Origin of the sequence: Micromonospora sp. NBC_01405 (genome assembly GCF_045040155.1) — a bacterium.
Lineage (GTDB): Bacteria > Actinomycetota > Actinomycetes > Mycobacteriales > Micromonosporaceae > Micromonospora.
This window is the reverse complement of sequence record NZ_CP109532.1, coordinates 6,161,133-6,175,938: the sequence shown is the minus strand read 5'-3', so window position 1 is coordinate 6,175,938 and position 14,806 is coordinate 6,161,133. Positions and strand designations below refer to the sequence as shown.

Below are 14,806 nucleotides of genomic sequence, written 5' to 3'. Positions count from 1 at the left end.
CACCTTATCGGGGCGGCGGACATCACCGGGCCCCGCGCCGTACGGGCCAGACCGGACACGCCCCGGACCGCGTCGGTGTAGATCCGCACGGTCCGGGTCAACGGGATGCTGAAGTAGCTGCGGGCCACGGTGTCGCACTCCACGAACAGGTAGGCATGACACCCAACTCGACCAGCTTCTGCCACATGGTGGCCCAACCCCCCGTCCGGTCGTCACCGTCGTCTCAGTTCGTCAGCGGTGCCGCCCCGGGCAGGCAGCGCCTGGGGGCCGAACGTGGACCGCCTCGCCCGGCGACCGGGTGGGGGCGGCCCGGCGCGGGCCGCCCCACGACGAGCGGGTCAGCCCTGCGCGTCGGCCATGCGCTGACGCAGGCTCAGCGGGCGCATGTCGGTCCACGCCTCGTCGATGTGGGCCAGGCACTCCTGCTTGGGTCCCTCGAAGCCGGTGGCGGTCCAGCCGGCCGGCAGGTCGCGGTCGGCGAACCAGATCGAGTACTGCTCCTCGTGGTTCACCACGACGCGGTAGGTGCGGGCGTCCTCCTCGGCGGCCATCGCCGTTCTCCTTTTCTTGAATGGTCGGCCTCGGCGCACTTCTCCAACCGGCGCAGTTCACCTGCTCCTCGTGCGACAAATGACGCGAGGCGTCCGGCCAAGCGGTGGTTGATGTCCCCGAAATAGCAGCGAGCCGCGCATTCCAACCCGCCGGCAAGTCAATCGACCCGCCCGCAAAGGCCAGGCCAATTAACCGGAAACAGTCGCTAATCGCGAAACGCCCGATGAGCGTACGTCAGCTACGAAGCGGCCCAACTGGACGCGATCGGACGCTTTTGCAGGCATATGACCGATCCGCTGTCCTCCTAAGATCTTTCTCTCACTCCCCCAGCACCCTTACAGCTCCCCATTCGCCGGCACCCAGCAGTTCCCCGAACATTTGCCGGCCGGACTCATTCTGCATCTCTGCGCGTAGCCGGTCAATCCACGGACTGCTATGAACCTGATCCGCGAGCTGACAACTGTCCGACGAGCGGGCCGAATAGGGAAAACAATTGTGATCAAGGTTTTCGACGTTGCAGCAGCTCACCGGGGCGGGCCGTCGCCACCCCGGGCGTCCGCGACCGCGCGGGTCAGGATGTCGACGTACCGGCGGCACCGGCCGGCGACAGTCGCCTCGTCGAACAGGTCCGTCGCATACTCGACGACACCCCGCAGACCGCCGTCGGCGGGGGTGACCATCACCGCCCAGTCCCGGCGCGCGCAGTCCAGCCCCTGGTCGGTGACGTCCGTCGCCAGCCCGGCCAGGCGCAGCGGCGGCATCCCCGGATTCCAGGCGAAGACCGCGCCGGTCAGCGGCGGCGGATCCCCCATCCGCCAGTCCGGGTCGACGACGGCGTGCAGGACCGGCAACGGCGCGGGCTGCTGCCGCACCGCGTCGAGGAACACCGCGTCGGTCCGGGCCGCCAGGTCGACGAGGGGCTCCCCGTCGCGCAGCCGCACCCGCAGCGGCAGGGTGCTGGCGAACAGGCCGACCACCGGCTCCAGCTCCCGCCGGTTCCGGTGGGCGTACGGGCAGGACAGCAGGACGTCCCGGGCCCCGGTCAGCTCGCCGACCAACCGCGCGTACGCGGCGGCGAGCAGCGGGAACAACGTCAGGCCCGCGTCGGCGGCGAGCCGGTTCAGCCGGCCGGTCAGCTCGGCCGGCACGTCGAAGGCGTACTCCGCCCCGCGACCCGACGGCGTGGCCGGCCGGGGCCGGTCGGTGGGCAGCGGGACGGCCCGGGGCGCGTCGGCGAGCCGGTCCCGCCAGTGGCGCAGCACCGCCGGCGGAACCCGGGTCGCCCGCTGCCGGCGCGCGTGGTCGACGTAGCGCAGCGCCGGCGCGCGGTCGGGCGGCGCACCCGAGTAGCCCCGCCCCAGCTCGTCGAGGAGTTGGAGCATGGACCAACCGTCCCCGCACAGATGGTGCACGACCATCAGGAGGACCCAACGGTCGCCGGCCAGCCGGGCGAGGCGGGCCCGCAGCCACGGCCCCTCGGCCGGGAACGGCTCCCGGCCGGCTGCCACGCACCACGCCCGAGCCCCGGCGGGGTCGGCGGCGAGGTCGGCGACCGGCACCGGGACCGGCCGGTGGGCCAGCACCTCCTGCACCACCGCGCCGTCGCGCGCCACGACGCGGGTACGTAGGGCCTCGTGCCGGGCGACCAGGGCGTCGACCGCCGCCGCCAGGGCGGGCACGTCGAGCGGGCCGGCGAGGTCGACGCGTACCGCCATGTGCACGGCCGCCGGGTCGGGGGCCAGGCGCTGCCGGTGCCACATCAGCTCCTGCTGGTACGTCGCCGGCGCCCGGTCCCGCACCGCGACGTCGCACTCCGCCGGGCCGGGGTGCGGGGTCGGGGCGGCCGGGCCGGCCGAGCCGCCGGGACCGGCAGGGGCGGGCGGTGGCTCGGCGGCCATCGCACGGACGCCCGGGCTGCGCAGCACCCGGTCCACCCCGACCTCGACGCCGAGCGCCTCGCGCAGCCGGTTGGCCAGGCGGACCGCGCCCAGGGAGTCGCCCCCCGCGGCGAAGAAGGAGACGTCCAGCGGGACCTGGGCCACGCCCAGCTCCGCGCACCAGGCGTCGTGGACGAGCCGTTCCCGGCCCGGGCGCGGCTCCTCCCCGCCGGGCGGCTGGCCCGGCGCCGGGAGCAGGGAGACGTCGACCTTGCCGGTGTCCCCGGTGGGCAGGGCGTCCAGCACCACCCACGCCCGAGGGACGAGGTGGGCCGGCAGCCGCTCCCCCAGCTCGGCGGTCAGTCGGGCGGTCCGGGCGGCGGGCGGCTCGCCGTCGTCGTCGCCGACCACGTACCCGACCAGGTACGGCTCGGCCCGGTCGTGCCGGGCGACGACGGTGGCCTGCCGTACCCCCGGCAGGAGCGCGAGCGCGGCGGCGGCCTCGCCCGGCTCGACCCGGTGCCCGGCGATCTTCACCTGGTCGTCGACCCGGCCGAGGAACTCGACCGTGCCGTCGCCGCGGAGCCGGACCAGGTCCCCGGTCCGGTACATCCGGTCCCCGGGCGTCGCGGCGAACGGGTCGGGCAGGAACGCCGCCGCGGTCGCCCCGGGCCGGCCCAGATAGCCCCGGGCGAGCCCGGTGCCGCCGACGTACAGCTCGCCGGCCGCGCCCGGCGGCACCGGCCCGCCCCGCCGATCCAGCACGTACAGCCTGCGGTGGTCCACGGGCCGGCCGATGTCGATCGGGCCGGGGCCGGCGGCCGGCACCGGGCCGGCGGTGGTGACGACGGCGGCCTCGGTCGGGCCGTACGCGTTGAGCACCGCCGCCGGGTACCCGGCGGGCGGCCGGCGGCGCAACTGGCTCCCGCCGACCACCAGGGCCCGGACCGTCGGGGCGGGCGGCGCCGGGAGCGCGAGCACCAGCTCGGCGAGGGGCGCCGGCAGGAAGGCGACGGTGACCCGGGCCCGGCGCCACTGCGCGACCAGCCGCGCCGGGTCCGCGCGCACCCACGACGGCACGAGGTGCAGGGTCGCACCGGCGGCGAGCGCCGGGTGGATCTCGGCGAGGTTCGCGTCGAACCCGAGACCGAGGGCGTGCGCCACGGTGTCCGCGCCGGTGAGGGCCAGGGCCCGCGCGTGCCAGTCGACGATGTCCACGGCGGCCCGGTGCGGCACGCCCACCGCCCTGGGCCGGCCGGTCGAGCCGGAGGTGTACACGCACCAGGCGAGATGCCCGGGGCGGGCCGCGTCGACCGGGTCGGCCAGGTCCGGCTCGGCGGGCCCGTCCACCAGCACCCGGGCCACCCCGGCGGGAGCCCGGGAGGGGTCGGGGACGTCGGCGGCGGTCAGCAGCAGGCGGGCGCCGCTGTCGGCGAGCAGGTCGCGCAGCCGGGCCGCCGGCAGGCCCGGGTCCAGCGGCAGGAAGGCCGCGCCGGCCATCAGCACGGCGAGCTGCGCCGCGACCAGCTCCGGCCGGCGCGGCAGGAGCACGGCGACGAGGTCGTCCGGCCCGACACCGTGCGCCGCGATCCGCCGGGCCAGGTCCCGGGCCCGGTCGCGCAGTTCCCGGTACGTCCACCGACGCTCACCGCAGACCACGGCGATCGCGTCGGGGGTCCGGGCGGCCTGCCGGACGAACAGGTCGTGCAGCCGGTCGGCGACGGGTTCGGGTTGCGGCCCGACCGGGCGAGCGACCGGGTCGTCGAGCGGGTCGGCCAACCGGGACAGCGGCAGGCCCGGCTCGCGGGTCAGCACATCCAGCAGGCGGTGGAGGTGGTCGAGCAGGCGGTCCACGGTGGCCCGGTCGAGCACCTCCGTGCGGTACTCGACGTGGCAGCGCAGCGTCCCGCCGTGCGACAGGTAGACCATCAGGTCGACCGGTGCCTTGTCCAGGCCCACCGGCAGGGGCTCGGCGGTGACGCCCGGCAGGTCGAAGGCGAACGCCTCGGGGCCGCTCTCGTACTCCACGACCACGTCGAAGAGGGGGTGACGGCCTGCCTCGCGGTTCGGGGCCACCGCGCGGACCAGGGCATCGAACGGGACCCGGTCGTGCTCGTACCCGTCGGCGGCGGTCACCCGGACCCGGGCGAGCAACTCCCGGAACGTCGGGTCGCCGGTGAGGTCCAGCCGCAGCGGGAGGGTCCGGACGAAGAACCCGATCAGGTCGGCGGTCCGCTCGTCCCGGCCGCCCGTGCCGGTGCCGATGACCAGGTCGGCCTGGCCGGTGAACCGGAACAGCAACACCCCGAACGCGCTCAGCAGGACGGTGAACGGGGTGACCCGCTCGTCCCGGCCGAACCGCCGTACCCGCTCCGCCAGCTCGGCGGGCAACTCCCGGAAGACGCTCTCCCCCGCCGCCGACGGCAGCGCCGGGCGGGTCAGGTCGGACGGGATGACGAGGGTGGGCGGGGGCGGGTCGAGCCGGTCCCGCCAGTAGGCCAGGTCCTTGTCGTCGGGCTCGCCGGCGCCGGCCGCCGCCAGCTCCGGGTAGGTGACCGGCAGCGGCGGCAGGTCGGGGGCGACGCCGGCAGTTCGGGCCCGGTAGCAGGCCGAGACCTCCCGGGTCAGCACGGCGTACGACCCGCCGTCGGTGGCCAGGTGGTGGAACGTCAGCACCAGCACGTGGTGGATGGCGGAGAAGCGCAGCAGAGTGAAGGCGAACACCGGCCCGCGGGCCAGGTCGGACACCCCCCGGCTCCCGGCGGCCAGCGCGGCCCGGACCGTCGCGTCCTCGGCCTCGCCGGCGTGGTCGCGCACCGGGCACTGCGCCGGCACCCACGCGCGGACGACCTGCCGGGGCTCCCCGTCGACCTCGGCGTAGCTGGTGCGCAGCGGGGCGTGCCGGTCGACCACGTCCTGCAACGCGCCGCGCAGCGCGGCGTGGTCGAGCGGGCCGCGCAGCCGCACGGCCGCCCCCTCGTGGTACGCGGGGGTGCCCGGGTGCAGCCGCTCCACCAGCCAGAGCCGGCGCTGCGCGGACGACAGCGGCGCGGTCCGAACAACCCCGTCGGCCCTGTCGACCCCGTCGGTTCCGTCGACCCCGTCGGTTCCGTCGACCCCGTCGGTTCCGTCGACCCCGTCGGTTCCGTCGGACGGCGGGGGTACCGGGCTGCCGGGGTCCGGTGCCGGTGCGTCGTTGCCCGCCGGTCGCTCGGTGGGGGCGGCGATCCGGCGTGGGGTGGCCCGGCGCAGCGCGTCGAGCGCCGGCAGGCCTGCGCGGACCGCGTCCCCCGGGAGTCCGAAGTCGACGAAACAGGCGATCTCGTCGACGCCGGCGTCGAGCACCGCCTCGACCACCGCCCGGCAGCTTTGCGGTGACCCGATGAGCGCCCGCTCGGCGCAGTACCGCTCGTACGCCCGGGACAGCACGAACCGGACGTCGTCGTCCGGGGTGTCGGCCAGGTCGACGTTCATGCCGAGGCTGTTGACCACCTGCCCGAGCAGGCTGAACGAGGAGCGCAGGTACGCGCAGAACGGCTCGAACGCCTCGGCCCGGGCCCGCTCGGCGTCCTCGCCCAGGTAGGCGTGCAGCAGCACCACCACGCGCCCGCCGGCCGGGTCGAGCCCGTGCTCGGCCCGGGTACGCCGGTACAGGGCGACGTTCTCGGCGAGACGCGCCACGTCCTGCGTCATCAGGTTGGTCACCACGCCGACGTCGCGGCGGGCGGCCTCCCGGTAGCTGTCCGGGTTGCCGACGATCGCGGTGAAAACCGGCGGCTCCGCCTGGACCGGCCGGGGGAACAGGCGTACCTCGATCCGCTCGCCGCTGCCCGACCGGGCCGGCACCGCCTCCCCGCGCCACAGCCGCCGGACGGTGTCCAGGTGCTCGTACATCACCTGCTTGTGCCGCCCGAAGTGGTCGGGCTGGAAGACGAAGTCGTTGGCGTGCCAGCCGGGCGCGCAGCCGAGCCCGATCCGGCCTCCGGACAGGTTGTCCACCATGGACCACTCCTCCGCGACCCGGACGGGATGGTGCAGGGGCAGCACGACCGAGCCGGCGTTGAGCCGCACCCGCCGGGTGCGCACCGCGAGGGCGGCAGCGAGCACCGACGGGTTGGGGAAGAGACCGCCGAAGGAGTGGAAGTGCCGCTCCGGCATCCAGACGGCGTGGAAGCCGTGCGTGTCGGCGAACTCCGCCGCGTCGAGGACGACCCCGTACTTGTCGTCCCGGTCCTGGTCGGGGTAGTCGCCGAAGAAGTAGAGGCTGAAGTCGGCGGTGTCCGGCGGGGTCGCCGGCTGCGCGACGGTGTCCGTCGAAGTGACCACCGGCGCAGCGGCAATCGGCACGGCGGCAACCGGCGCAGCGGCAACCGGCGCAGCGGCAATCGGCACGGCGGCGAGGGGCACGGCGGCGGGAGACACGGCCGACGACACGGCCGGGGTCGTCCCTGCCTGCGGGCCGTCGCCGAGCCCGGAAGCGGCACCGAGCAGGGCGAGCTGCTGCTGCATCAGGTCCAGCTGCCGATGGATGATGCCGGCCAGCTCGCCGGATCCCGGCCGGCCCTCGCCGGCGGCGAGGCCGGCCGGAGCGAAACCGGCCACCTCCGGCCCGGCCACCTCCGGCCTGGTCGCGGGGGACCCGGGCACCGCCCGGTCCGGCCCGGGAGGCGGGGTCGCCGCCGGGTCCGTCGCGGCCCGGGCGGCGGCGGTGATCGCGGCGGCCAGGCGGCGGGGGGTGTCGACGTCGGTGAACAGGTCCCGCACCGGCACCCGGACGGCGAAGGAGCGGTCGATCTCCCGGGACATGGTGATCAGCAGGAGCGAGTCGGCGCCCAGGGCGAAGAAGCTCTGGTCCGGGTCGACCTCGGCGGCGGCCAGGCCGAGCCGCTCGGCGGTCAGCGCCCGCACCCGCTCCAGCACCGCCGACTCCGCCCCCGCCGCCGGAACCGGCGCGGCGACGGACCCCACGGACGCGGCCCCGACCGACGCAGGCAGGCCAGCGGCCGGCGGGTCGGCGGCGGGCGAATCGACGGCCTGCGGGTCGACCCAGAACCGGCGACGCTGGAACGGGTACGCGGGCAGCGTGACCCGCCGGCCGCCGTAGCCGCCCACGAGCCCCGCCCAGTCCAGCGGCGTCCCCGCGACGTGCAACTCGGCCGCAGCCCGCCACAGTCCGGCGGCCGGGGCGAGGCCGCGGCGCTGGGACGGGACCCAGCGCGGCACCGGCCCGGCCGCTGCGGCGATGCCGGTCAGCACGCCGTCCGCGCCGGCCTCGACCACCGTCCGGCAGCCCTCGGCGGCCAGGGCGGACACGGCGTCGTGCCAGCGCACCGGCTCGCGCGCGTGCCGGCACAGGTGGTCCGCGTCGGGCCGCCAGCCGGGCGGGTGGACCCGGCCGTCGAGGGCGCTCACGACCGGCAGCCGGGTGGGCCGGAACGCGACCTCGCCGGCCAGCTCCCGGAGACGGTCCAGCACCGGCGCCACGGCCGCCGAGTGGAACGCCCGGTCGACCGGGAGCCGCCGGGTCACCACCCCGAGCCGGTCGGCCCGGGCCGCGGCGGCGTCGACCTCGGCCGGCGGGCCGGCGAGGACGTGCTGGGCCGGCCCGTTGACCGCCGCCAGCTCCAGCGACGAGCCGGCGATCAGGTCGGTCACGACGGGCCGGTCGGCCAGCACCGCCAGCATCGCGCCGGGCGGCAGGCCGTCGGCCATGAGGCGGCCCCGGCAGGCGGCGAGCCGGACAGCGTCGGCGAGGGACAGCGCGCCCGCGGCGACCAGGGCGGCATACTCGCCGACGCTGTGTCCGAGGACGTGGTCCACGGGCAGGCCCCACGACCGCCACAGCTCGGCCAGCGCCACCCCGACGACGACCAGTGCCGGCTGGGCCGCGTCGGTGGGCCGGCCTGCGGGCGGGCGATCCTCGCGCAGCCGGTCGACCAGGTCACCGCCGACCGCCTCCCGGTACGCGTCGGCGGCCTCGTCGAGCACCGCGCGGACCACCGGGAACCGCGCCGCCAGCGGGAGCAGCGCCTCGCGGACGTCCCCCTGACCGGGGAACGCGAGGGCGACCGGTCCGGAGGCGTCCCCTCCGGTGTCGCCGGCGACCACCTCGGCCGGGAGGCCGGCGGCGTGCCGGTCCAGGGCATCGGCCAGCGCGGCGGTCGAGTTGCCGAGGGCGACGAGTCGGTGGCGCAGGTGACGGCGACCGGTGCCGGCGGTCAGCACCAGGTCCGCCGGCGGCAGGGCGGGGTCGGCGCGGAGCCGGTCCCGGTGGGCCAGGGCGAGCGCGGCCAGCGCGCCCGGGTCGGCGGCGGAGAGCGGGAGCAGGCCGGGAACCGGGGCGGGCCGGTCGCCGGGCCCGGGCGGCGGGATCGGCGGCTCCTCGACGATCACGTGGGCGTTGGTGCCGCCGACGCCGAGGGCGCTGACCGCGGCCCGCCGGGGCGACCCGGTCGTCGGCCAGTCGGCGGCGACGGTGGTGACGGTGAACGGCCCGTCGGCCAGGCCCAGCGCGGGGCTCGGCCGGGCGAAGTTGATCTGCGGCGGGACGCGGCCGGAGCGGACGGTGAGCACGGCCTTGATCAGGCCGGCCATCCCGGCACAGCTGTCCAGGTGCCCGATGTTGGCCTTCACCGAGCCGAGGAACGCCCGTGCGGGCGCGTACGCCTCGGCGAGGGCGTGGTGCTCGATCGGGTCACCGAGGGCGGTGCCGGTGCCGTGCGCCTCGACGTACCCGACGGAGGCGGCCGACACCCCCGCGTCGCGCAGGGCCCGCCGGACGACGTCCACCTGCCCGGACACCCCGGGCGCGGTGTAGCCGACCTTTGCGGACCCGTCGTTGTTGACCGCCGAGCCGAGGAGCACCGCGTGGATGCGGTCGCCGTCGGCGAGCGCCCGGTCGAGCGGCTTGAGCACGACGGCCGCCACCCCGTTGCCGCCGACGGTGCCGTCGGCGTCGGCGTCGAAGGGCCGGCACCGCCCGGTGGCGGACAGGATCGACCCGGGGGTGTGCCGGTACCCGGTGACCTGCGGGACGTGCACCGCCACCGCGCCCGCCAGGGCGATGTCGGCGTCGCCGGCGAGCAGGGCGCGGGCCGCCAGGTGCACCGCGACCAGCGAGGTGGAGCAGGCGGTCTGCACGGTCACCGCCGGACCGGTCAACCCGAGCCGGTACGCGACCCGGGTGGCCAGGAAGTCGGGCTGGTTGCCCAGGGCCGCGCCGATCGTGGTGGCCGGGTCGGCCGAGCCGACCGCCTGCGGGAGTTGGTGGCGCAGGTAGGTGTGGTGCGGGTACAGGTTCATCCCGCCGCCCGCGTACACGCCGATCCGCCGTCCGTCGGTCTCACCGGGGCAGCCGGCGTCCTCGAGGGCGTGGTGGCAGGTCTCCAGGAACAGCCGGTGCTGCGGGTCCAGCAGCTCGGCCTCGCGGGGGCTGACGCCGAAGAAGCTGGCGTCGAAGCCGGCGACGTCGTCCAGGACGCCGCTGGCCGCCACGAAGCCGGGGGCGCGCGTGGCCTCCTCGGGCACCCCAGCTGCGGTGAGCTCCTGCGGGGTGAAGAAGTGGACGCTCTCCACCCCGGCGAGCAGCCGCTCCCAGTACTCGTCGACGGTGCCCGCGCCCGGGAACCGGGCGGCCATGCCGACGATCGCGACCCGCCGGTCCGCCGGGGGTGCCTGCGTCGGCGCGGGGCCGGCGCTCGGGCCGGCGCTCGGGCCGGCGGCCAGGTGCGCGCTGAGGGCGTCGACGGTGGGGTGGGCGAACAGCGCCGGCTGCGGGACCGGGCGGCCCAGGGCCTGCTCCAGCCGGGCCCGGAACCGGACGATCTCGACGGAGCCGACGCCCAGCTCGTAGAACGGCCGGTCCGCGTCGACCGGCCGGCCGAGGACGTCGGCGAGCGCGGCACGCACGACGGTCCGCACCGCCGCCCGCCCGGGCCCGGCCGGTGACGGCCCCGTCGCCGGGCCCGCGCCCGCACCCGCCGGCTGCGCGCCAGCGCCAGCCGGACCGACGACGGGGCCGGGGCCGACGACGGGACCGGGGCCGGGGCCGCCGGGCGGGAAGCCGCCGGCCAGGAACCGTCGCCGCAGCTCCGCCCGCTGGAGCTTCCCCCCGGAGGTACGCGGGAACTCCTCCTCGGGCACGGCCAGCACCCGCGCCGGGACGACCTGCCACCGGCGGGCCACCACCGCGCTGAGCACCTCGGCCACCCGCTGCGCCGGCTCGGCCGCGTCGGGATCGGGGACGTGGAACAGCACCAGCGACTCGGTGCCGGTGCGGACGTCGGGTACGCCGACGGCGGCGACGAGCCCGGCGCGTACCCCGGCGACCCCGGCGGCCACCCGCTCGATCTCGTGGCAGGGGATGTTCTGCCCGTTGAGGATCAACAGGTCCTTGGCGCGTCCGGTGACGGTGAGCGCGCCGTCGCGCAGGTAGGCCAGGTCCCCGCTCTCCAGCCAGTCGCCGTCGGGGAAGGCCGAGCGGTTGGCCTCGGGGTCGCCGAGGTAGCCGGGGGTGACCCGGGCCGAGCGGACCTGCAGCTGGCCGACCCGGCCCTCGGGGAGCACCGCGCCGTCGGCGTCGACGATGCGCAGCGTGACCCCGGGCGCGGGCCGGCCGACGGACAGGAACTCCGTGCAGTCGGCCGCCGCGTCGTCGTCGACCCACTCCAGGTCGCCGTCGAGGCTGGCCGTGCCGACCCGCTGCCGGCAGCCGGGCGCGGTGAACGACGCGAAGGTGATCCCGGTGCAGGTCTCGGACATCCCCCAGGCGGGGGTCATGGCCGCCGCCGGCACCCCGGTCGCGGCGACGAACGCCTCGAACGTCTCCGGCAGGCACTGCTCGCCGCCGCTGACCATGCGCCGCACCCCGCCGAGGTCCCACCGCCGGCCCGGTACGCGCGCCACCGCGTCGACGGCCAGCCGCAGGCCGAAGTTCGGCGCCCAGCTGTGCGTCACCCCGTACCGGCGCATGAGGTCCAGCCAGCGCGGCGGGTCCGCCAGCACCAGCGGTGTGGCGACGTGCACGGACGTGGCGCCGAGGAACACCCCGCCGAGGTGGTACAGGAGCAGGCCGGCGACGTGGTCCAGCGGCAGCCAGTTGAGCAGCACGTCGCCCGGGCGGACGTCGAGCATCTCGCGGGCGCCGACGGCGTACTCGGACAGGCCCCGGTGGGTCAACGGAATGATCTTCGGGGTGCCGGTGCTGCCCGACGACAGTTGCAGCACGGCCACCCCGGCGGGGTCGGGGGCGACGTCGGGCGGCTCCCCGGTGGTGTCCCCCGCCGCCAGCTCCGCCACGGCGAGCACCCGGCCGGCCAGCGGCAGACCGGCCAGCCCCGCCACGTCCTCGACGCCGGCGAGGACGACCGGGGCGTCGAGGGCCCGCCAGGCGTGCAGCAGCGCCGCGAGGGCGGGGCTGTCCGCGCCGTAGCCGGCCGGGGCGCCGACGGTCAGCGGCACGACGCCGCCGAGCACGCAGCCCCAGAACGCCGGCCAGTACTGCGCGCCGGAGGTGATCCGCAGGATCGCCGACGAGCCGGCGGCGACCCCCCGCGCCCGCAGGCCCGCCCGCACGGCACGGGCCCGATCGAGCAGTGTCGAATGGTCGAGGAACACGCTGCGGCCGTCCTCGTCCACCACCCGGATGCCGGCGTCGGGGAACTCCCGCGCCGCCCGCCGCAGCGCGTCGCCCAGCGTCCGGGGGTGCTCCGGGTCGGCGGGCAGGTCGCCGCCGTGGCTGACGGCGGGGCGACGGGCGGGCGGTACGGCGGTCACGGCGTCACCTCTGGGATCGCGGGGTCGACGGGCGGTTTCCGGCCGGCCGTTCGGAACGTCTGGACGAGGAGGAACGCCAGTGCCACGGCGAAGGCCGCCCCATGGGCCACGGCGACGACCACGAGCGGGGCCGCCCGGCCCAGCGCGGCGGCGCAGCCGACCATGCCGAGGCCGAAGCCGGCGTTCTGCGCCGCGCTGGCAAACCCGAACAGCCGGGCGCGCCTGGTCTCGTCGACCGCCTGGAGCCGGGTGGTGTAGCTGATCTCGGCGTAGCCGTCGGCGGCACCCGCCGCCACGGTCAGCGGGACCAGCAGCCACAGGGGAGGATCGGTGAAGGCGAGCACGAAGAAGACCGACATCAGGCAGGTCGCGACGCCGAAGGAGCGCGGGGAGCCCACCCCGCCGGTGCGGGCGGCCAGCCGGGCGCACCACCGGCCGGCGACGAGGCTGCCCACCGCCCAGCAGGTCAGGAAGACGGCGGCGTACCCGGCGGGCGAGTCGGGGCGGACCAGGTTGGCCTGCACCGGGATGCCCACGTTGTGCGACGCGGACCCGAACGCGTCGGCGGCGCGTACGCCGATCATCGCCACCACCACCGGCGCGACCGCCCGCAGCATCCCGAAGCCGGCCAGGGCGCGCGGCCCGGCGGGCGGCGCGATCCCGGGCTCGGCGGTGGCCGGCCGGCGGGCCCGCACCCGGGCCAGCAGCCCGGCGGACAGCACGTACGTGCCGGCATCGAGCAGGAACGCCACCTGGTAGCCGAGCTGGGCGACCAGGATTCCCGCCGAGGCGAACCCGAGCAGCATCGCCACCGACCGGGCCGCGACGAGCCGGGCGTTGGCGCGGGCCCGCCGGTCGGGGCCGGCCAGCTCGGGCAGCTCGCTGCGCAGCGCGACCCCCCACAGGGTCTGCCCGCAGCCGAGCACCACGGCGAGCGCGTAGAGCATCCCGGGCTGCGCCCCGGCGGGGGCCGCCACCAGCAGCGCCAGGGTCACGGCCGACAGCGCGTCGGCGCCGATCATCAGGCGGGTACGCCGGCACCGGCCGGCGAGCAGCCCGCTCACCGGTCCCATGAGGAAGCCGGCGGTCATGCGGACGGCCATGAACAGGCCGGTCTGCACGGCGGAGCCGGTGACCTCCAGCGTGAACAGGCCCAGCGCCACCAGGTTCAGGTAGCTGCCGTACGTCGACGCCGCGTGCGCGGCCACGACGAGCCGCAGGTCACGCGCCGGACGCCCCCCGTCGGCCCCATCCACCACTGAAGGTCCCCACCACTGTCGATGCCTCCGGACCGCCGATCCTGCCTGCCGGCCGGGCGACTTTCAATGGCGCTGTCGGGATTGCGGGGTGCCCCTACCGTCCCGGGGTGAGGTATCGGGCGGGGACGGCGTCGGTCAGCCACACCCCGTTGGCGCTGCGGTGGAAGACGTGCCCGTCGCGGGCCATCGCCGCCGCGTCCACGGTGAACACCACCACGGCCCCGCCCCGCCGCGCGCCGACCCGGCGGGCGGTCTCGACGTCCTCCGACAGGTGGACGTGGTGACGGCCGCCCCGGTGCAGCCCGGTGGCCCGGATCGGGTCGAGGGCGGCGGCACCGGTGCCGTGGTACAGCCGGTCGGGCGGGGCCGCCGGTGGCAACCCCAGCTCGACCGGGATGGAGTGGCCCTGGTTGGCCCGGATACGTTCGACCCCGTCGGGGCCGCGCTCCACCGCGAAGCGCTGCTTGTCGCTCTCGGCGACCACCATGTCGAGCACGTCCCGCCCCACCCGCAGGGCGGCCAGCAGGTCGTCGACCAGGACCCACCCGGCCCGGTCCGGGGTGAGGCCCAGTCGGTGCGGCTCGTGTCGCAACGCCCGGGACATCCGCTTGCTCAACGTGACCTTGGCTCGGTGATCCATCCCGGGATTGTGGCCGCGGTCGCCGCGCCGCTCCACCCGTTTTCCACGCGACGGCCGGCTGCGCGGCTGCTAGCCTCTCGCGTTGACGCGGAACCACCATCGGGAGGCCGGCCGTGCCCAGGGAGACCGGACGCACCCTCGTCGCGTCGAACAAGAAGGCCGGGCACGACTACGACATCCTCAAGACGTACGAGGCGGGGTTGGTGCTCGCCGGCACCGAGGTGAAGTCGCTGCGGGCCGGCCGGGTCTCGCTGGTCGACGCCTTCGCCCAGGAGCACGACGGCGAGCTGCTGCTGCACGGCCTGCACATCGCCGAGTACGGCTTCGGCACCTGGACCAACCACCAGCCCCGCCGCACCCGCAAGCTGCTGCTGCGCCGCGTCGAGATCGACCGGATCCTCGACCGGACGCGCGAGGGCGGGCTCACCCTCGTGCCGTTGTCGCTGTACTTCTCCGACGGCTGGGCCAAGGTCGAGCTTGCCCTGGCCAAGGGCCGTAGGTCGTACGACAAGCGGCAGGCGATCGCCGAGCGGGACGCGAAACGGGAGATCGCCCGCGAGTTCGGCCGCCGGCTCAAGGGCGCCCGCGCCCGACGCGCCTGACCCGCGCCCGCCGCCGCTTCTTCCCCGGTCCCCGCCGCTGCTTCCCGGGCCCCGCCGTGTCCGATCCCGGCCCGCGTGACCCCTCCCGAGCCGTGCCGGCCG

At 76.6% G+C, this 14,806-nt stretch carries 5 protein-coding genes; 1 reads left to right on the top strand and 4 read right to left on the bottom strand.

Annotated elements, in window-relative coordinates; genetic code table 11:
- Window positions 1-338 precede the first annotated feature (338 nt).
- The 4 genes from OG559_RS26670 to OG559_RS26655 form a co-directional block, all read right to left on the bottom strand.
- Complete coding sequence (locus tag OG559_RS26670; protein WP_405108536.1) at window positions 339-551, bottom strand: MbtH family protein; 213 nt, start codon at window positions 549-551, stop codon at window positions 339-341.
- 525 nt (window positions 552-1,076) lie between these two features.
- Complete coding sequence (locus tag OG559_RS26665; RefSeq protein WP_405108533.1) at window positions 1,077-12,203, bottom strand: amino acid adenylation domain-containing protein; 11,127 nt, start codon at window positions 12,201-12,203, stop codon at window positions 1,077-1,079.
- Window positions 12,200-13,462, bottom strand: a complete 1,263-nt coding sequence (locus OG559_RS26660; protein WP_405108530.1) for an MFS transporter — start codon at window positions 13,460-13,462, stop codon at window positions 12,200-12,202. Before OG559_RS26660 ends, OG559_RS26665 begins: the two co-directional genes overlap by 4 nt.
- A 94-nt stretch (window positions 13,463-13,556) precedes the next feature.
- Window positions 13,557-14,102: an RNA 2'-phosphotransferase gene (locus OG559_RS26655; RefSeq protein WP_405108527.1), complete on the bottom strand. Its 546-nt coding sequence runs from the start codon at window positions 14,100-14,102 to the stop codon at window positions 13,557-13,559.
- 113 nt (window positions 14,103-14,215) lie between these two features.
- Between OG559_RS26655 and smpB the strand changes: the two genes are divergently transcribed.
- Window positions 14,216-14,704: an SsrA-binding protein SmpB gene (gene smpB / locus OG559_RS26650; RefSeq protein WP_405108524.1), complete on the top strand. Its 489-nt coding sequence runs from the start codon at window positions 14,216-14,218 to the stop codon at window positions 14,702-14,704.
- The last annotated feature ends 102 nt before the right edge of the window (window positions 14,705-14,806 follow it).

Bases quoted from the DNA above. Each gene is read 5' to 3' on its own strand.
- OG559_RS26670 (WP_405108536.1), bottom strand. From the start codon at position 551: ATGGCCGCCGAGGAGGACGCCCGCACCTACCGCGTCGTGGTGAACCAC.
- OG559_RS26655 (WP_405108527.1), bottom strand. From the start codon at position 14,102: ATGGATCACCGAGCCAAGGTCACGTTGAGCAAGCGGATGTCCCGGGCG.